Origin of the sequence: Nocardioides dubius (genome assembly GCF_039528155.1) — a bacterium.
GTDB classification, from domain to species: Bacteria; Actinomycetota; Actinomycetes; order Propionibacteriales; family Nocardioidaceae; genus Nocardioides; species Nocardioides dubius.
The window spans coordinates 1-18767 of sequence record NZ_BAAALG010000010.1; the positions used below are offsets into that span (position 1 = coordinate 1).

Annotated in this window: 18 protein-coding genes; 15 read left to right on the forward strand and 3 right to left on the reverse strand. The window is 70.0% G+C overall.

From position 1 onward, the window contains the following. The first annotated feature begins 319 nt into the window (after nucleotides 1-319). The 3 genes from ABD151_RS12290 to ABD151_RS12300 are packed head-to-tail and all read left to right on the forward strand — an operon-like array spanning nucleotide 320 to nucleotide 2626. Nucleotides 320-613: an FHA domain-containing protein gene (locus tag ABD151_RS12290; RefSeq protein WP_343994734.1), complete on the forward strand. Its 294-nt coding sequence runs from the start codon at nucleotides 320-322 to the stop codon at nucleotides 611-613. A 31-nt stretch (nucleotides 614-644) separates the two neighbouring features. Further along, the gene (locus tag ABD151_RS12295) at nucleotides 645-1778 is read left to right on the forward strand and encodes an ATP-binding cassette domain-containing protein (protein WP_343994736.1); all 1134 of its coding nucleotides are present in this window, start codon (nucleotides 645-647) and stop codon (nucleotides 1776-1778) included. Further along, nucleotides 1775-2626, forward strand: coding sequence for an ABC transporter permease (locus ABD151_RS12300; protein ID WP_343994738.1), 852 nt, complete (start codon nucleotides 1775-1777; stop codon nucleotides 2624-2626). Before ABD151_RS12295 ends, ABD151_RS12300 begins: the two co-directional genes overlap by 4 nt. A 6-nt stretch (nucleotides 2627-2632) precedes the next feature. Here the strand turns inward: ABD151_RS12300 and ABD151_RS12305 are convergent, their stop codons facing one another. Further along, entirely contained in the window at nucleotides 2633-4762 is a 2130-nt protein-coding gene (locus ABD151_RS12305) for a S8 family serine peptidase (RefSeq protein ID WP_343994740.1), read from the reverse strand. A gap of 139 nt (nucleotides 4763-4901) precedes the next feature. On the opposite strand from ABD151_RS12305, the gene ABD151_RS12310 reads away from it, so the two are divergent. After that, a complete protein-coding gene (locus ABD151_RS12310) occupies nucleotides 4902-5300 on the forward strand; it encodes a cold-shock protein (protein ID WP_343994742.1) in 399 nt (132 codons plus the stop codon). Nucleotides 5301-5315: 15 nt separating this feature from the next. On the opposite strand, the gene ABD151_RS12315 is transcribed toward ABD151_RS12310, so the two are convergent. After that, complete coding sequence (locus tag ABD151_RS12315) at nucleotides 5316-6806, reverse strand: MFS transporter (protein ID WP_343994744.1); 1491 nt, start codon at nucleotides 6804-6806, stop codon at nucleotides 5316-5318. A 111-nt stretch (nucleotides 6807-6917) separates the two neighbouring features. On the opposite strand from ABD151_RS12315, the gene ABD151_RS12320 reads away from it, so the two are divergent. Then, complete coding sequence (locus ABD151_RS12320; RefSeq protein ID WP_343994745.1) at nucleotides 6918-7688, forward strand: DUF3027 domain-containing protein; 771 nt, start codon at nucleotides 6918-6920, stop codon at nucleotides 7686-7688. A gap of 39 nt (nucleotides 7689-7727) precedes the next feature. Here the strand turns inward: ABD151_RS12320 and ABD151_RS12325 are convergent, their stop codons facing one another. Beyond that, a complete protein-coding gene (locus tag ABD151_RS12325; protein ID WP_343994747.1) occupies nucleotides 7728-7997 on the reverse strand; it encodes a DUF2530 domain-containing protein in 270 nt (89 codons plus the stop codon). Nucleotides 7998-8137: 140 nt separating this feature from the next. On the opposite strand from ABD151_RS12325, the gene ABD151_RS12330 reads away from it, so the two are divergent. From ABD151_RS12330 to tuf, 10 genes are all read left to right on the forward strand, one after another. Further along, nucleotides 8138-9604, forward strand: a complete 1467-nt coding sequence (locus ABD151_RS12330; RefSeq protein ID WP_343994749.1) for an NCS2 family permease — start codon at nucleotides 8138-8140, stop codon at nucleotides 9602-9604. A 140-nt stretch (nucleotides 9605-9744) separates the two neighbouring features. Then, complete coding sequence (locus tag ABD151_RS12335) at nucleotides 9745-10557, forward strand: ABC transporter permease (RefSeq protein WP_343994751.1); 813 nt, start codon at nucleotides 9745-9747, stop codon at nucleotides 10555-10557. Nucleotides 10558-10588: 31 nt separating this feature from the next. Further along, complete coding sequence (locus tag ABD151_RS12340) at nucleotides 10589-11674, forward strand: taurine ABC transporter substrate-binding protein (RefSeq protein WP_343994753.1); 1086 nt, start codon at nucleotides 10589-10591, stop codon at nucleotides 11672-11674. After that, nucleotides 11671-12474: an ABC transporter ATP-binding protein gene (locus ABD151_RS12345; RefSeq protein ID WP_343994755.1), complete on the forward strand. Its 804-nt coding sequence runs from the start codon at nucleotides 11671-11673 to the stop codon at nucleotides 12472-12474. The genes ABD151_RS12340 and ABD151_RS12345 overlap by 4 nt, the downstream gene beginning before the upstream one ends. A gap of 70 nt (nucleotides 12475-12544) precedes the next feature. Beyond that, nucleotides 12545-12994 (forward strand): MarR family winged helix-turn-helix transcriptional regulator, encoded by a 450-nt coding sequence (locus ABD151_RS12350; RefSeq protein ID WP_343994757.1) that lies wholly within the window; start codon nucleotides 12545-12547, stop codon nucleotides 12992-12994. Nucleotides 12995-13003: 9 nt separating this feature from the next. Then, a complete protein-coding gene (locus ABD151_RS12355; protein ID WP_343994759.1) occupies nucleotides 13004-14335 on the forward strand; it encodes an MFS transporter in 1332 nt (443 codons plus the stop codon). 119 nt (nucleotides 14336-14454) lie between these two features. Continuing rightward, complete coding sequence (gene rpsL / locus ABD151_RS12360) at nucleotides 14455-14829, forward strand: 30S ribosomal protein S12 (RefSeq protein WP_179503044.1); 375 nt, start codon at nucleotides 14455-14457, stop codon at nucleotides 14827-14829. Beyond that, the gene (gene rpsG, locus ABD151_RS12365; protein ID WP_343994762.1) at nucleotides 14829-15299 is read left to right on the forward strand and encodes a 30S ribosomal protein S7; all 471 of its coding nucleotides are present in this window, start codon (nucleotides 14829-14831) and stop codon (nucleotides 15297-15299) included. Before rpsL ends, rpsG begins: the two co-directional genes overlap by 1 nt. Nucleotides 15300-15355: 56 nt before the next feature. Then, on the forward strand, nucleotides 15356-17470 hold the full coding sequence (fusA, locus tag ABD151_RS12370; RefSeq protein WP_343994764.1) for an elongation factor G: 2115 nt from the start codon (nucleotides 15356-15358) through the stop codon (nucleotides 17468-17470). Between the two features lie 86 nt (nucleotides 17471-17556). Beyond that, nucleotides 17557-18750, forward strand: a complete 1194-nt coding sequence (gene tuf, locus ABD151_RS12375; protein WP_343994766.1) for an elongation factor Tu — start codon at nucleotides 17557-17559, stop codon at nucleotides 18748-18750. The last annotated feature ends 17 nt before the right edge of the window (nucleotides 18751-18767 follow it).

Sequence of the window (18767 nt, forward strand, 5' to 3'; positions counted from 1 at the left end):
GGCTCCGCAACCACCGGCTCCGCAACCACCGGCTCCGCAACCACCGGCTCCGCAACCACCGGCTCCGCAACCACCGGCTCCGCAACCACCGGCTCCGCAACCACCGGCTCCGCAACCGCCCGCACCGCAGCCGCCCCAGCGCGAGCAGCGTCCCGCCTGGGGCCCGCCGCTGACCCCGGCCCCGCAGCCCGCCCAGCCCCCAACCAGGCCCCCAGCCAGCCAGCCGGCCGACGGCGCGACCCTCGCGCGCAGCGCCCCAGGACGCCGGATCGCGGCGTCGGGGTGGCGGCTCACCTTCGACACCGGCGACACCGTGATGGTGGCCGGGCTGACCCTGGTCGGGCGCAGCCCGGAGGGGCGTCCGGGCGAGCCGGTGCGGCACGCCGTCGCCCTGCCCTCACAGGACATGTCGCTGTCGAAGACCCACGCCCAGTTCCATCTCGCCGGTGATGGTGCCCTGGTGGTCACCGACCGCGGCTCCACGAACGGCTCGATCCTGATCCGCCAGGGCGTGTCGCGAGACCTCACGGCGGGTCGTCCGTTCACCCTGTTGCCGGGGGATCGGGTGCTCTTCGGAGATCGAGCCGCCACCGTCGGCCAGGAGAGCCAGTGACACGTCAGCACAACACGAACAGGAGGCAGGCATGGCAGTGATCGAAGCCAGGGGCCTGGGCAAGAGCTACAAGGGGAAGGTGGCCGTCAACGGACTCTCCTTCGACGTCAGGCCCGGCACGGTCACCGGATTCCTGGGGCCCAACGGCTCCGGCAAGTCCACCACCATGCGCCTGATGCTCGGCCTCGACCGCGGGCACGGCACCTGCACCTTCGACGGCAGGCCGTTCATCGAGTACCGCAACCCGATGCGTGAGGTGGGTGCGCTGCTCGAGGCGAAGCCGTTCCACCCGACCCGCACCGCGCGCAACCACCTGCGGATGCTGGCCACCGCCAACGACATCCCGGAGGGGCGCGTCGACGAGGTGCTGGCGATCGTGGGTCTCTCCGACGTCGCGGGCAAGGCCCCGAGCACCTTCTCCCTGGGCATGGGTCAGCGTCTGGGGCTCGCCGCGGCGCTGCTCGGCAACCCGCACACGTTGATCCTCGACGAGCCCGCCAACGGCCTCGACCCGCAGGGCATCCGCTGGATGCGCGACCTGCTGAAGGCCTTGGCCTCCGAGGGGCGCTCGGTCTTCGTCTCCAGCCACCTGCTCTCCGAGATGGCGCTGATGGCCGACGAGCTCGTGGTGATCGGCCGCGGCCGGATGATCGCGAACGGGCCGGTCTCCGACTTCACCAGCCGGGCCGCGGGCAACCACGTGGTGGTGCGCACGCCGCAGGCGCACGACCTGGCCGCCCTGATCGGGCAGCGGTTGGCCGGGGTGGGCAGTGTGCAGGCGACCGAGCCCGGCGTCGTCCAGGTGACCGGCCTGGACGCCAGCGCGATCGGCGACCTGGCGTTCGAGAACCAGATCCGGCTGCACGAGCTCTCCACCCACACCGCCAGCCTCGAGGAGGCGTTCCTGCAGATCACCGGCGGCTCCGAGGAGTACCAGGCCCAGCGCCCGCCGACCGGCTTCCAGCCGCCGGCTCCGCAGCAGCAGCCCGGCTACGGCCAGCAGCCCGGCTACGGCCAGCAGCCCGGCTACGGCCAGCCTCCCGCCGGGTACGGCCAGCCCGGGTACCAGCAGCCTCCCGGCGGCTGGGCCCCGCCGCCGACCCAGCAGGCACCTCACCAACCCCAGCAGCCCGGCACCAACCAGCAGTTCGGAGGACAGGCGTGAACGCGGCGCTGAAGTACGAATGGGCCCGCCTCACCTCGCTCCGCTCCACCTGGTGGATCAGTGGCGGGTCGATCCTGGTGGCGGTCGGCTTCACCTTCTTCGTGGCGATGTCGATCCAGCTGAGCACCCCCGGTGAGCTGGAGGGCAGCCCGGACGGCGACTACTCGCGGTTCATCCTGGACGCCGCGATGACCCAGTTCTCCAACGTGGACCCGAGCTTCTACCTGCTCGCCTACATCGTGGCGATCATGGGCGTGCTGTCGTGGGGCCACGAGTACCGCCACGGGATGATCCGGGCGACGCTGACCGCCGTCCCGAACCGGACCGCGGTCTGGACGGCGAAGCTGCTGGTGGTCGGTGCCTGGGTGGCCGCGATCGTGGTGATCGCCTGCGTGCTCTCGCTGGTGGTCACCCTGCTCTGGTTCGTCGGGCTCGACTTCGAGTTCGATCTGCCCTACCTGTTGACCGCGATCGGGAGCCGGATCGTCTTCACCGTGCTGCTGACCTGGCTGGTGATGGGCACGACCGTGCTGATCCGCCACCAGACCTTCTCGCTGGTGATGCTCTACCTGTGGCCGCTCGGCATCGAGAACATGGTGCGTCTGCTGTTCAGCATCGTCGCGGCGATCAACGGCGACGAGGGGATCTACGAGGCGACCCGCTTCCTGCCCTTCAACGCCGGTGGCCGGATCATCCAGAACTGGAGCATCAGCTCCGGGGAGCTGCAGCGCGACCTCGACCTGTTCGGCGACCCGCTGAGCGCCTGGGGCGGCTTCATCGTCTTCGGCGGCTTCACCGCAGCGGTCCTGATCGGCAGCCTGGTCGCCTTCCGCAAGCGCGACGCCTGAGCCTGCTCAGCGCGCGATGACCACCGGCACCCGGACCCGGTTGTCGCGCGCGTCGCGCCACACGATCCATCCGTCGTCGGTGGCCGGGGCTCGGCCCGGCAGCCGGCTCACGGTGATCGTGTAGTGGGCGTGTGCACCGGCGCCGACCTTGACCGCGACCGGGCGCACGCTGACCCGGTGTCCGGTGAAGCCATGCGCGCGCACCGACCAGTAGCGGGCGTTCGCGCGCACGTTGGTGAGGGTGCGCCGGTAGCTGCCGCTCCCGCGCAGGCCGGTGACGATCAGTGCGGACTGGTTGACCTCGCCACTGCCGGTCTCCAGCACCCGCCGGTAGCGGCCGGGGGCGACGTCGTGCACCAACCCCGGTGCGACGGCCGCGTCGACGTCCAGCACGCCCGCACCCTGGCGCAGCGTGGCGTCGCCGGCGGTGGGCACGGCGGTGCCGACCAGCGCGGAGCGGACGGCCGCCTGGCTCCACTCGGGATGCCGGGCCCGCACCCTGGCTGCCGCGCCGGCGACCTGGGCCGCGGCGGCGGAGGTGCCGCTGAGCACGTCCCATCGGCCCCGGCCGGTGGCTGAGCTGGTCGCGGCCAGGACGCCGAGGCCGGGCGCCAGCAGGTCGGGCTTGACCGCCGCCGCTCGCCGGGAGCCGGTGGCCGACCAACGGGTGGCGCGGGCCGGTGCGCTCGACGCGACGGCGATGATCGTGCCGCGGGCGGCGCCCTGGGCCAGGCGCTCCCGCAGCGCTCGGCCCTTGGCGGCAGAGACGCTCAGGGTGGGCAGCGCAGGACGGTCGGCCGCGAGCTCGTCGCCGCGGCCGTTGACCAGCACCATCGCCGCGCCGCCGGCCAGGCGGACGGTCTCCGCCTTGGTGAGCCGGGCGACGGCGCCGCGCTCGCACACCACGATGCGGTCGGCGGCCCGGCCCGCGTCGAGCGAGCCGGGAGCGCAGATCCGGGCCTCGTCGGCGCTGGCACCGGCCGCTGCGAGGCTGGATGCGGCCACCACCCGCCGTGGCCCGTCGGTGCCTCCGGTCGTGAGCAGACCGCGCAGCCGGGTGCCGTCGCCGAGCCGGAGCTCGCCGCGGGGGTAGCCGGTGGTGGCCGCGCCCACGGCGGTGACCCACGGGTCCTGGTAGCCGATCCGGCCGGCCTCGTTGCCGGCCGCGGCGACCACCGCGATGTCGCTCTCGGCGGCCCCGAGCAGGGCGAGGGCAACGACGTCGCGGGTGCCCGATCCGCGGATCGCCAGGTTCAGCACGTCCACCCGGTCGGCGACCGCCTGGTCGATGGCGGCGACCACGTCGGCGCTCGCACAGCCGTCCTGGTCAGGGTCGGGCGCCTCCCAGCAGGCCTTGTAGACGGCGGCCCTGGCGTCGGGCGCGATCCCGCTGAAGCGGCTGCTTGCCGGCTTCTGCGCAGCCGCCACGGTGGTCTGGTTGCCGACCGCCAAGGAGGCGACCATGGTCCCGTGGCCCTGGTCGTCGTGGGCGGAGACCGAGGCGCCGGCGCGCAGGTTCTGCGATCCGAACGCCTTGACGAAGTACCGGGCGCCGACGACCTTGTCGGTGCAGGTGAGCGCCCCCCACAGCTGCGGGCAGCCGCCCCGGAACCGCTCGGGAGCCGGACCGAGCCGGGTGCTGCCCACGAAGGCCGGGTTGGCGGCGTCGATGCCGGTGTCGACGAAGCCGACCACGGTGCCACGGCCTCCGCGCCCGGTGTCGGACGGCGGCGCGCCGGTGGCAGGGGAGCGTGGGGCGGCGGCCACCTGGTGCACCCGGTCCGGCTGGACCAGCTGCACCCCGGGCAGGCCGGCGGCGGCCTGCGCCCGCGCAGGGTCGAGACGCACGCTCATCCCGGAGAGGGCGGTGGTCCACCGGCTCTCCGCAGTGGCGTCGAGCGCGGTGAGCACCGCCTGCTGCCGGATCATCAACCCGGCCCGGTAGTCGGCCGTCGAGAGCGGGCCGCGGTAGCCCGCGGTGCCGGGCCCGACCATCGCGATCAGGTAGAGATCCTCGCCGCCGACCGCAACGGCTGACGGCGCTGCGGAGGCTGTCGCGGGGAGCGGGAGCAGCGTCGTCAGGGCAGCCAGGACCGATGCGCCAGCCAGCGCAGCAGCACGCAGTCGCCTCGCCATCTCCCGCCCCACGTCATCCGGTATGCCGAAGCATCCATGGTGACATCCACCACCGGCCTCGTTCAATCCCGCGCGGCTGTACCCTGTACAGCCGCGCACCCGCCGCGGCTGAGCTCGACGGACGAAGAGGACGACAACGGTGCCCACTGGCAAGGTGAAGTGGTACGACGCTGAGAAGGGCTTCGGCTTCCTGTCACAGGACGACGGCGGCCCCGACGTCTACGTGCGTGCCGAGGCGCTTCCCGAGGGCCTCAAGGCGCTCAAGCCCGGTGCCCGCGTCGAGTTCGGCATCGCCCAGGGCCGCAAGGGCGACCAGGCCCTGCAGGTGCGGGTCGTCGAGGCGCGCGGCTCGGTGGCGCGCAGCCAGTCCCGGGCGCAGCGCAAGGCGCCCGAGCAGATGGTCACCATCGTCGAGGACCTGATCCGTCTGCTCGACGGCGTCGGCGAGACCTACCGCCGCGGCCGGCACCCCGAGTCGCGGACCGCCGCGCCCACCGCCAAGCTGCTGCGGGCGCTCGCCGACGAGCTGGAGCGCTGAGCCCCAGCCCGCAGGTCACCCCTGCGGGTGGTCCATCCGGATCGTCGTCTCAGCCGCCGGCGACGGTGGGGGAGCGAGGCGGGCGCGGATCCTGCCGCCGAGCAGGTAGATGCTCCAGGCCGACAGCACCGCGAACGCGACGCCGAGGCCCAGACGCGGGTTGAGCGGCATCGCGACGCCCACGAACCCGCCGATCACCCAGGCGAACTGCAACAGCGTGTCGGAGCGGCCGAAGGCGCTCGTCTGGACTCGCTCGTGGACGTGGGTCTGGATGGTGGAGTCGAGGGAGAGCTTGCCCAGCGACTGGCACATCCCGGCGCACAGACCGAGCGCGATCAGCGGGACCAACCCGTAGAAGAGGGCCGCGACCAGCACCATGCCGGCGTCGATCAGCAGCACCAGGACCACCGTGATCGCCGGGTTGATCCGCTTGAGGATCGAGGCCAGCGCGACGCCGAGGGTGTTGCCGAGTCCGGCCGCGCCGATCACCAGGCCCATCAGCAGCTCGGGCCGCTCCTCCCAACCGGCGATCGGATGCTCGCGCAGCAGGAACGCCATGAACATGGTCAGGAACCCGACCAGGAACTTGGGGCCGCAGTTGGCCTTCAACGCGAACAGCACCTGGCGGGGGATGCCCGCGACCACCCGGCTCGAGCGGCGGTTCCCCTGGGCCGACGGGCCGGGCATGAGCTCCAGGCGCACCTCGCCGGCCGAGGAGTCCACCTTGGCCGGGAGCAGGATCGCCAGGATGGTGGCGCCGATGAAGACGACGAAGCCGTAGCGCAGCACCCACTCGGGGCCGAGCAGGGAGAAGAGCCCGGCGATCGGGGCCGACACGGCGGCCCCGACCACGCCGGAGAGCGAGATCCGGGCGTTCGCCTTGACCAGGGTGAAGCCCTCCGGCATCAGGCGTGGGGCGGCCGCCGCCTTGGTGATGCCGTAGGCCTTGGAGGAGACCAGCACGCCTAGGGCAGCCGGGAACATCAGGGTCGACTCGGTGAGCACTGCCGAGGCGAGGATCCAGCACAGGAAGGCGCGGATCGCCATGGTGGCGCCGATCGCCCAGCGCCGGCCGTGACTGAAGCGGTCGAGGAACGGTCCGATCAGCGGTGCCACGATCGCGAACGGCAGCATGGTCAGGCCGAGGAAGAGGGCGACCTGGCCGCGCGCCTCGCTGGTGGCGCCGGCGAAGAACAGGGTGTTGGCCAGCGCGATCGCCACCGCGGTGTCGCCGGCGGTGTTGATCGCATGCACCTCGATCAGCCGGGAGAGGCCCGAGGCTCCGGCGCCCTGGGCGTGCGAGGCCTTGCGAGCCGCGCGCACCGTCGCCTTCGACGCCTTGGCGGTGCCACGGGCGACCGCACGCGCACCGACGCCGGTGGCCTTGGCGAACCTGACGGCGTTCTCCCCGGCGGTGGGCGGCGGCGTTCCCTCGTTCGGCCAGGACTGGCCGAACGAGTCGGGAGCAGACTCGGGCTCCGAGCCGTGCGGGTGCTGGCCAGTCATGGGTTCATCCTGCCTGTCCGAGCCTTGGAACCGGCACCTGCCACCCCCGCGTCACCGTTCTCTGGTCCACCCGGCAAGACAATACGTGGACCGATGGGACACAATCACGCTGTGATCGCGACAACCCGCACCAAGGCCGACGCTGCCCTCGTGGCCGCCGTCGAGGTGGCCCGCGCTGCGCTGGTGGCCGACGTCGACCCCACCTCGGTAGGAGAGCACCTCGGCTTCGAGGCCGAGGGCGACCGTGTCGGCTCCCACTTGTTCGCCTGCGAGGCCAAGGGCTACCACGGGTGGCGCTGGTCGGTGACCGTCACCCGCGCACCGCGGCAGAAGCCGACGGTGGCCGAGGTCGTGCTGATCCCCGGCGTCGAGTCGATCGTCGCCCCGCAGTGGGTGCCCTACCGCGAGCGGATCCGTCCGGGCGACCTCTCGCCGGGCGACCTGCTCCCGGTCGACGAGGACGACCCGCGGCTGGTCCCCACCTACTCCTTCGGCGACGACCCGCTCGACGCCGACGCCAAGGCTCAGGTGCGCCAGGTCGCCCAGGACCTCGGCCTCGGCCGGATCCGCACCCTCTCGCCGGAGGGCATCGAGTCCGCCGCGCAGCGCTGGTACGACGGTGAGCCCGGCCCCGAGTCGCCGCTCGCCCAGGCCGCGCCCGCCAACTGCTTCTCGTGCGGCTTCCTGCTCCGGATCGCCGGGTCGCTGAGCGAGACCTTCGGCGTCTGTGCCAACGGCGACGCCAACGACGACGGCCGCGTGGTCGCGTTCGGGCATGGCTGCGGTGCGCACTCGGAGGTCAAGCTGACCAAGAAGCAGCAGCCGCCGCCGCTGCCGGAGCCGGTGGTCGACACCCTGCGCGACGACCTCGAGGCGCTCTGACGCCTCGCCGGCGGGCGGCCGCGCCCAGCGTGGGGGCAGCTAGCCGCGCGTCGCCGCCCGGCGACGCCGGCAGTACTCCAGGCCGAAGAGGCCGAGGCCGAAGCCGGCCAGGCAGGTCCACAGCCACCACAGCCGGCCGTCGTCGCTGAGGCTGCCGTAGAACGGCAGCAGGGCCACGAAGGCGACCAGCCACAGGGCGGTGCCGACCTCCAGGGTGCGCACGCCGTCCACATCGAGGGGCTCGACGTCGGCGACCAGGAAGGTGCGCTTGCCGATCTCGTGGCGGGTGGGCTGCTGCTCGGGTTCCACAGGGCCAATCTAGTCCGTCGCGCGCTGCGCGCCGACACGAGCCCGGACACTGCGCGGATGCGGCTCAGGCCACATCAGGGCACGTGGACGTGGAACCCTCCATGGCGCAGCGGGCGCACTTCTGACAGAGTGTCAGGCTTGTGAGTACCCAGACATCGGGCGGATCCGCCCTCGATCGATTCTTCAAGATCTCCGAGCGCGGCTCGACCATCGGCCAAGAGGTGCGTGGTGGTCTCGTCACGTTCCTGACGATGGCCTACATCGTGGTGCTGAACCCGCTGATCCTCGGCTTCGCCGCGGACTCGGAGGGTCAGTTCCTCGCCGGTGGCACGACCCCCGGTGCGGGCATCCCCGCGATCGCCGCCGCGACCGCGCTGGTGGCCGGCCTGCTGACCATCCTGATGGGCACGGCCGCCAACTTCCCGCTGGCGCTGGCGACCGGCCTCGGCCTCAACGTCTTCGTGGCCACCACCATCGCCAAGCAGTCCACCTGGGCCGACGCGATGGGCCTGGTGGTGCTGGAGGGCATCGTCATCCTGATCCTGGTGCTCACCGGGTTCCGCAAGGCGGTCTTCCACGCGGTTCCGCAGCAGCTCAAGGTCGCGATCTCCGTCGGCATCGGTCTCTTCATCGCGCTGGTCGGCTTCGTCGACTCGGGCTTCGTGACCCGGGTCCCGGACGCCGCGATGACCACCGTCCCGGTGCAGTTGGGCGCCAACAACCACCTCTCCGGCTGGCCGGTGCTGGTCTTCGCCGTCGGCCTGCTGCTGATGATCGCGCTCTGGGTGCGCAAGGTCCGCGGCGCGATCCTGATCGGCATCGCCCTCACCACCGTGCTGGCGGTGATCGTGGAGGCCGTCGGCGACCTGGGCAAGGCGTCGGAGAAGGCCGGCGGCTGGGCGCTGAGCGTGCCGTCGCTGAGCGGCAACCCGTTCGGCATGCCCGACCTGGACACCCTCGGCGAGTTCAACCTCTTCGGTGCCTTCGACAGCGTCGAGGGTGGCGTCCTGGCCGCGCTGCTGCTGGTCTTCTCGCTGCTGCTCGCCGACTTCTTCGACACCATGGGCACGATGACCGCGATCGGTGCCGAGGCCGGCCTCAACGACGAGGAGGGCGTGCCGCCCAACGCGCAGCGGATCCTGGTCGTCGACTCGGTCGCCGCGATCGCCGGTGGCGCTGCCGGTGTCTCCTCGAACACCTCCTACATCGAGTCGGCCTCCGGCGTCGGCGAGGGTGCCCGCACCGGTCTGGCCTCCGTGGTCACCGGTCTGCTCTTCCTGGTCGCCATGTTCGCCACCCCGCTGGTCGGTGCGATCCCGTCCGAGGCGGCCGTCCCGGCGCTGGTCCTGGTCGGCTTCCTGATGATGCAGCAGGTCACCGAGATCGACTGGCGTGACGTCGAGATCGCGATCCCGGCCTTCCTCACCCTGGTCCTGATGCCGTTCGCCTACTCGATCAGCGTCGGCATCGGCGCCGGGTTCGTCAGCTTCGTGCTGATCAAGCTCGTCGTCGGCAAGGTCCGCGAGGTGCACCCGCTGATGTGGCTGGTCGCGGCACTCTTCGTCGTCTACTTCGCCTACACGCCGATCAGTGGCTGGGTGAACTGACCCAGCGTCGTCGTTCGGACGGCCCGGATCCCGCACGGGGTCCGGGCCGTTTCGCGTCTCAGGACCTGAGAGGGCGTGCACCCACATCCGATTAAGTGTATAAAACTGCCTGACTTAATATTCCAAGGTCAGGGGGATCTGTGGCACGTCCGAGCAGCCGTGTGCTCGTGGTCCAGGTGGCGTCCCTCCTGGTCTTCGTCGGGATCTGGTGGGCGGTGACCGCGGCCGAGGTGGTCCGGCCGCTGTACCTGCCGTCGCCGCAGGCGGTCTGGGACGCGTTCGTGCGCGCCAACAGCCTGCACCCGATCGCCGAGGGCTCGGACCGGATGGTGCGCGGCGAGCAGAACTACTACCTCTGGGAGCACCTGCTGGCCAGCCTGCAGCGGATCGGGATCGGCGTCGGCGCCGCGATCCTCGTCGCCATTCCGCTCGGGCTGGTGATGGGCAGCTTCACCTGGGTGGGCGTGATCCTGGAGCCCTACCTGAACTTCCTGCGCTCGCTGCCGCCGCTGGCCTACATCGGCCTGCTCATCGTCTGGGCCGGCATCGGCGACCAGTCGAAGATCTGGCTGCTCTTCCTGGCCGCCTTCCCGCCGATCGCGATGTCGACGATCGGGGGTGTGCGGGGTGTCCGCGAGGATCAGCTCAACGCCGTCCGCTCGCTCGGTGCGTCGCGGCGCCAGACGCTCACCGCGGTGGTCCTGCCGGCCACCCTGCCGGAGATCCTGACCGGCATCCGGGTCGCGGTGGGCTTCGCGTGGACGACCGTGGTCGCCGCGGAGATAGCCAACGGCATCCCCGGCATCGGCGGCCTCGCCTACCTCGCCGGGCAGCAGCTCAACACCGCCCTGGTCCTCGCCTGCATCCTCGTGATCGGGTTCGCGGCGATCCTCCTCGATCTCGGGATCAAGTCCCTGGAAAAGGTCCTCGTCCCCTGGCGGGGCAAGGCATGAGAGCGCGCAACGCGCACGAAGGAGTACCCGCGTGAAGATCAACCCTGTTCCCGGACGCCGGCGCTGGGCGCCTGCCCTGATCGGCGCCCTGGCCCTCCCGCTCGCCCTGACCGGGTGCGTCGACGGCGACCGCGAGGCGAGCGCCTCGGTCGACTCCGACTGCCCGTGGGCGCCGGACGAGTCGATCACCGGAAAGGTCCGGATCGCCTGGCAGGCGATCCCGAACGCCGACGTGGTGGTCAAGGACCTCGGACTGCTGGAGGCCTGTGCGCCGAAGGCCGAGGTCAGCTGGGTCCAGGCCGCGTCGGGTGGTGACGTGCTCAAGTACTACGGCAGCGGCGAGGTGGACCTCGGCCTGATGGGCTCGGCGCCGGCCACCAAGTCGGCGTCGGCGCCGCTGGTCGACGACGTCGACATCGAGGTGATCTGGATCCACGACGTGATCGGTGACGCCGAGTCGCTGATCGTGCGCGACCCGTCGATCACCGAGGTGTCCGGCCTCAAGGGCAAGAAGGTCGCGGTTCCGTTCAGCAGCACGGCGCACTACTCGTTGCTGCAGGCGCTGGCGGAGGAGGGCCTCCAGGCCGGGCGCGACGTCGAGGTGATCAACCTCGAGCCCGAGCAGATGCCGGCCGCCTGGCAGGGCGACGAGATCGACGCGGCGTGGGTCTGGGAGCCGGCGCAGAGCCAGCTGCTCGGCGACGGCGGGACCCGGCTCCTCTCCAGCGCGGACACCGCGGAGCTGGGCCGGCCGACCTTCGACGTCGGCACCGTGGACCGCGCGTTCGCGGCAGCCAACCCGGAGTTCGTCGATCTGTGGGCGAAGGTCCAGGACCACGCCGTCAAGCTGATCGCCTCGGACCCCGACGCCGCCGCCGAGTCGATCGCGGTCGTCCTCGGGATCACGCCTGAGGAGGCCACCGCCCAGTCGGCGGGGTTGCTCTTCCTCGATGCGGCGCAGCAGGCGGGCGCCGACTACCTCGGTGGCAAGCTCGCCGAGGACCTCTTCGTCACCGCCGGGTTCCTCGGCGACCTCGGCGAGATCGATGCGGTGGCGCCGAAGGCCGACTACGTCGCGCACGTCGACGCCGGACCGGCCCAGCGGGTCGGCGAGTGAGCCCGCGGTCCGGCGATGCGGAGCGGGTCGACTTCCTCGGGGTCGGCCAGCACTTCACCACGGGCGGCGTCCGGGTCGACGCACTCTCGGGGGTCGATCTGAGCGTGCAACCGGGGGAGTTCGTGACCATCGCCGGGCCGTCCGGGTGCGGCAAGACCACGCTGTTGCGGCTGCTGGCCGGGTTCCAGCAGCCCAGTGCGGGCGAGGTGCGCGTCGGCGGACGACGGGTGCTCGGGCCCGGCCCCGACCGCGGCGTGGTCTTCCAAGCGCCCAACCTGTTCCCGTGGTTGACCGTGGCGGGCAACGTCGAGCTCGGCCCGCGTCTTCGTGGCGTCGGCCGGGCCCGGCGGCGGGAGGAGGCCGCGCGGTACCTGGAGCTGGTCGCCCTCGGCGAGTTCGCCCGGCATCGGCCCTATCAGCTCTCCGGCGGCATGCAGCAGCGCTGCCAGATCGCCCGGGTGCTCGCCAACGAGCCCTCCATCGTGTTGATGGACGAGCCCTTCGGTGCTCTCGACGCCCTGACCCGGGAGCGTCTGCAGGGGGAGCTGCTGGAGATCTGGCGGGCCACCGGGCAGACGATCCTGTTCATCACGCACAGCGTGGAGGAGGCCGTCTTCCTCGGCTCGCGGGTGCTGGTGATGAGTCCGCGACCGGGCCGGATCGTGCTCGACGAGCCGGCGGTCTTCGCGGACCCGGCCGGAACGCGTGCGCCGATCGAGGCGATCCGCTCGCTGCCGGCCTTCGTGGAGCTCGCCGATCGGGTGCGGGCGGCGATCACCGAGGAGCAGGTCAGCGCCTGAGCGTCGGGGGTGCGCGGCGGGCTCGGCCGTCGGGGAATAGTTAGCAAGAGTAATGACTTATGCTAACGACATGCCGACTGTGCAGAAGGTCTCGAGAACCGACGCCGGGCTCGCCGCGGAGCTCCGGGTGTCGGTGATGCGCCTGCGTCGCCGGCTGATGGGGGAGCGGCATCCCGACAACGAGCTGAGCCTGAGCACGATGTCCGCGCTCGGCGTGCTCTATCGTCGCGGCGAGCTCGGCCTGGCCGAGCTCGCCCAGATCGAACGGGTGCAGCCGCCGTCGATGACCCGCACCGTGAAGTGGCTGGCCGAGCAGGGCCTGGTGGTGCGGCGCCCGCATGACACCGACCGGCGCCAGGTGCTGGTCAGCCTCACCGCCCGCGGCCGCGACATGGTCCTCGCCGACCGCGCCAGCCGCGATGCCTGGCTCACCCGTCGCCTGGCCGACCTGACCGCCGACGAGCGCGCCGTGCTGCGCCAGGCGGCTCCGATCATCGAACGCCTAGCCCAAGGAGACTGACCCGACCTCTTGAGCCCCACCTTCCGCTCCCTTGCCAACCCGAACTACCGCAAGTACGCCGCGGGCAGTCTGGTGTCGAACATCGGCACCTGGATGCAGCGCGTGGCACAGGACTGGCTGATCCTGGTCCTCACCGGCAGCGGCACCGCCCTGGGCATCACCACGGGCCTGCAGTTCCTCCCGGTGCTCCTGCTCTCGCCCTATGCCGGCGTCATCGCCGACCGGATCTCCAAGCGCCGGCTGCTGCAGATCACCCAGGCCTCGATGGGCCTCGCCTCCCTGGCCCTGGGCCTGGTCGCCGTCACCGGCGTCGCCCAGCCCTGGCACGTCTACCTGATCGCCCTGCTCTTCGGCGTCGGCTCTGCCTTCGATGCGCCGGCCCGCCAGGCCTTCGTCTCCGAGATGGTCGACGGCGCGGACATCGGGAACGCCGTCAGCCTGAACTCCGCCACCTTCAACACCGCGCGCATCCTGGGCCCGGGACTGGCCGGGCTGATGATCGGCGCACTGGGCGGGGGAGTCGAGGCCACCGGCTGGGTGATCCTGATCAACGCCGTCTCCTACGTCGCGGTGATCGGCCAGCTGCAGCGGATGGACACCGCGGCACTGCACTCGCCGACGCCGCTGCCGCGCGAGCCGGGGATGCTCCGGGCCGGGGTGCGCTACGTGAGCAGCCAGCCGCGGATGGTGATGCTGATGATCATCGTCTTCTTCGCCGGCACCTTCGGGATGAACTTCCAGATCACCTCCGCGCTGATGGCGACCGAGGTCTACGGCCTCGGAGCCGGGGAGTTCGGCCTGATCGGCTCGATCATGGCGATCGGCTCGCTGGCCGGCTCCCTGCTCGCCGCCCGGCGGACCCGGATCGGGCTGCGGCTGGTGGTGGTCGCCGGCCTGGGCTTCGCCGCCGCGAACGTGGTCGCCGCGCTGCTGCCGGCGTACTGGATGTTCGTGATCTTCGTGCCGGCCATCGGCTTCTGCACGATCACCCTGCTGAACTCGGCCAACACGCTGCTCCAGCTCGAGTCCGATCCGCTGCTCCGGGGCCGGGTGATGGCCCTCTACATGACCATCGTGATGGGCGGCACCCCGATCGGCTCGCCGGTGATCGGATGGATCGGCGAGGAGGTCGGTCCGAGGTGGACCCTGGTCGTCGGCGGACTGCTCACCGCACTCGGCGTGCTGATCGGCGTAGTCGTCCATCAACGGATGGCGCGTCGGCTTGACCCGGCCTCGGTTCCCGTTTTGACCCGCCCATTTCGAGCGAGTACCGTTGGTTCCCGTGTCTGGGCCAGCCAGGCCGTTGCGCGTGCGCGAAAAGGGGCCTCCCGGTCGCTCTAGCCACGACACGCCCGACCTCGGGTCGCACAGTCCTGGCTGAAGCACCTCCCGGACGCGCAGTTCCATCGTTCGCGACAAGTTGTCGCGTCCTGAGATCAAACCAGAAGGGGAACCACCAGGTGCCCACTATTCAGCAGTTGGTCCGCAAGGGCCGCCAGGACAAGGTGTCGAAGAGCAAGACACCTGCCCTGAAGGGATCGCCCCAGCGTCGCGGTGTCTGCACTCGCGTGTACACCACCACCCCGAAGAAGCCGAACTCCGCTCTGCGCAAGGTCGCCCGTGTGCGCCTGTCCAGTGGCGTCGAGGTCACCGCTTACATCCCGGGTGTCGGCCACAACCTGCAGGAGCACTCGATCGTGCTCGTGCGCGGCGGCCGTGTGAAGGACCTTCCCGGTGTCCGCTACAAGATCATCCGCGGCTCGCTCGACACCCAGGGTGTCAAGAACCGCAAGCAGGCTCGTAGCCGCTACGGCGCGAAGAAGGAGAAGAGCTGATGCCACGCAAGGGTCCCGCTCCGAAGCGTCCGATCGATGTCGACCCCGTCTACGGGTCCCCGCTGGTCTCCCAGCTGGTGAGCAAGGTTCTGCTCGACGGCAAGAAGCAGGTTGCGCAGCGCATCGTCTACACCGCGCTCGAGGGTTGCCGCGAGAAGACCGGCACCGACCCGGTTGTCACGCTCAAGCGTGCGCTCGACAACGTGAAGCCGGCCATCGAGGTCAAGTCCCGCCGCGTCGGCGGTGCGACCTACCAGGTGCCGATCGAGGTCAAGCCGAACCGTGCGACCACCCTGTCGCTGCGTTGGCTCGTGGGCTACGCCAAGGACCGTCGTGAGAAGACGATGTCCGAGCGCCTCATGAACGAGATCCTCGACGCGAGCAACGGTCTTGGTGCCGCTGTGAAGAAGCGTGAGGACACGCACAAGATGGCCGAGTCCAACAAGGCCTTCGCTCACTACCGCTGGTGACCTGGGCTCCCGAGCCCGGACTCATCTCCGAAACTTCCCGAAGGGACGACACCTAAGTGGCTGTCGACATCACCACCGACCTCAGCGTGGTCCGCAACATCGGCATCATGGCGCACATCGACGCCGGCAAGACCACCACGACTGAGCGCATCCTCTTCTACACCGGCATCAACTACAAGATCGGCGACACCCACGAGGGTTCGGCGACGATGGACTGGATGGAGCAGGAGCAGGAGCGTGGCATCACGATCACCTCTGCTGCTACCACCTGCTGGTGGAAGAAGCACCAGATCAACATCATCGACACCCCGGGCCACGTGGACTTCACCGTCGAGGTGGAGCGTTCGCTCCGCGTTCTCGACGGTGCCGTCGCCGTGTTCGACGGCGTTGCCGGCGTTGAGCCCCAGTCGATGACCGTGTGGCGCCAGGCGAACAAGTACCAGGTTCCCCGCATGTGCTTCGTCAACAAGCTTGACCGCACGGGTGCTGACTTCTACCGCGTCGTCGAGACCATCGTCTCGAAGCTCAACGCCACCCCGCTCATCCTCCAGCTGCCGATCGGCGCCGAGGGTGACTTCGAGGGCGTCGTCGACCTGGTCGAGATGAACGCCAAGGTCTGGCGCGGCGAGACCAAGACCGGCGAGGACTACGTCGTCGAGGAGATCCCCGCCGACCTCGCCGACAAGGCTGCCGAGTACCGCGAGAAGCTCGTCGAGACCCTCGCCGAGGCCGACGACGCGACGATGGAGGTCTACCTCGAGGACGGCGACACGTTCGACGTGCCGACCCTCAAGGCCGCCATCCGTCGCGCGACCCTCGCCGGTGAGCTCAACCCGATCCTGTGCGGCACCGCGTTCAAGAACAAGGGCGTCCAGCCCCTGCTCGACGCGGTCGTCGACTACCTCCCGTCGCCGATGGATATCGAGGCCATCGTGGGTCACAAGCCCAACGACGAAGAGGTCGAGATCAAGCGCAAGCCGTCCGACGACGAGCCGCTCTCCGCGCTGGCGTTCAAGATCGCCACCGACCCGCACCTGGGCAAGCTGATCTACGTCCGCGTGTACTCGGGCAAGCTCGAGGCCGGCGGCACCGTGCTCAACGCGTCCAACGGTCGCAAGGAGCGCATCGGCAAGGTCTACCAGATGCACGCCAACAAGCGTGAGGAGATCGCGTCGGTCGGTGCCGGTCAGATCGTGGCTGTGATGGGTCTGAAGGACACCAAGACCGGTCACACCCTCTCCGACCAGCAGAACCCGGTCGTTCTCGAGTCGATGACGTTCCCGGCCCCGGTGATCGAGGTCGCCATCGAGCCGAAGACGAAGTCCGACCAGGAGAAGCTCGGCGTCGCCATCCAGCGTCTGTCCGAGGAGGACCCGACCTTCGTCGTCAAGACCGACGAGGAGACCGGCCAGACCATCATCGCCGGCATGGGCGAGCTCCACCTGGAGATCCTCGTCGACCGGATGAAGCGCGAGTTCCGCGTCGAGGCCACCGTCGGCAAGCCGCAGGTCGCCTACCGCGAGACCATCCGCCAGAAGGTCGCGAACCACAGCTACACCCACAAGAAGCAGACCGGTGGTTCGGGTCAGTTCGCCAAGGTTGTGGTCAGCCTCGAGCCGAACATCGACCCCGAGACCGGCCTGGGTGCTGGCTACGAGTTCGTCAGCAACGTCACCGGTGGTCGCGTGCCGCGCGAGTACATCCCGTCGGTCGACCAGGGTGGCCAGTCGGCCCTCGAGTTCGGTGTTCTCGCCGGCTACCCGATGGTCGACGTGAAGTTCAGCCTCGAGGACGGCGCGTACCACGACGTCGACTCCTCCGAGCTGGCCTTCAAGATCGCCGGACAGCAGGCCTTCAAGGAGGCCGCGCGTCAGGCGAAGCCGGTCCTGCTGGAGCCGATGTTCGCCGTTGAGGTCACCACCCCCGAGGACTACCTCGGTACCGTGATCGGCGACATCAACTCCCGCCGTGGCCAGATCCGCGCGCAGGAGGAGCGGCACGGCGATCTGATCGTCTCGGCCCTCGTCCCCCTTTCCGAGATGTTCGGGTACGTTGGCGACCTGAGGTCCAAGACCTCCGGTCAGGCGTCGTACTCGATGGAGTTTGACTCGTACGCCGAGGTTCCCACGAACGTCGCCGACGAGATCATCAAGAAGGCCCGCGGCGAGTAGTCAACCGACTACTGCCGGAGCCCTCGGCGCAGTAACCAGTTCCACCCCATACGAGTCAAGAAAAACACAACCCAGGAGGAGCCCCAGTGGCTAAGGCGAAGTTCGAGCGGACCAAGCCGCACGTCAACATCGGCACGATCGGTCACATCGACCACGGCAAGACCACGCTGACCGCAGCCATCACCAAGGTGCTGCACGACGCGTACCCGGACTTGAACCCGTTCACGCCGTTCGACGAGATCGACAAGGCTCCGGAGGAGCGCCAGCGCGGTATCACCATCTCGATCGCGCACGTCGAGTACCAGACCGAGCAGCGTCACTACGCGCACGTTGACTGCCCGGGTCACGCCGACTACATCAAGAACATGATCACCGGTGCCGCGCAGATGGACGGCGCGATCCTGGTGGTTGCCGCGACCGACGGCCCCATGCCGCAGACCCGCGAGCACGTGCTGCTCGCTCGCCAGGTCGGCGTGCCGGCTCTGGTCGTCGCGCTCAACAAGTGCGACATGGTCGACGACGAGGAGCTCATCGAGCTCGTCGAGATGGAGGTGCGCGAGCTCCTCTCCGAGTACGAGTACCCGGGCGACGACATCCCGGTCGTGCGCATCGCCGCTCACCCGGCGCTGCAGGGCGACGAGAAGTGGGGCAAGTCGGTTCTCGAGCTCATGGCGGCTGTCGACGAGTACATCCCGCAGCCGGAGCGCGAGATCGACAAGCCGTTCCTGATGCCCGTTGAGGACGTCTTCACGATCACCGGTCGTGGCACCGTCATCACCGGTCGCATCGAGCGCGGCATCGTCAAGGTCAACGAGGAGGTCGAGATCGTCGGCATCCGCGAGGGCTCCCAGAAGAGCACCGTGACCGGTGTCGAGATGTTCCGCAAGCTCCTCGACGAGGGCCAGGCCGGCGAGAACGTGGGTCTGCTGCTTCGTGGCACCAAGCGCGAGGACGTCGAGCGCGGCATGGTCGTGATCAAGCCGGGCACCACCACCCCGCACACCAACTTCGAGGCCTCGGTCTACATCCTCTCGAAGGAGGAGGGCGGCCGTCACACGCCGTTCTTCAACAACTACCGTCCGCAGTTCTACTTCCGTACCACGGACGTGACGGGCGTTGTGACCCTTCCCGAGGGCACCGAGATGGTCATGCCCGGTGACAACACCGAGATGTCCGTCGAGCTCATCCAGCCCATCGCCATGGACGAGGGCCTGAAGTTCGCCATCCGTGAGGGTGGCCGCACCGTCGGTGCCGGTCGCGTCACCAAGATCACCAAGTGATCTAGCTGAACCCCAGC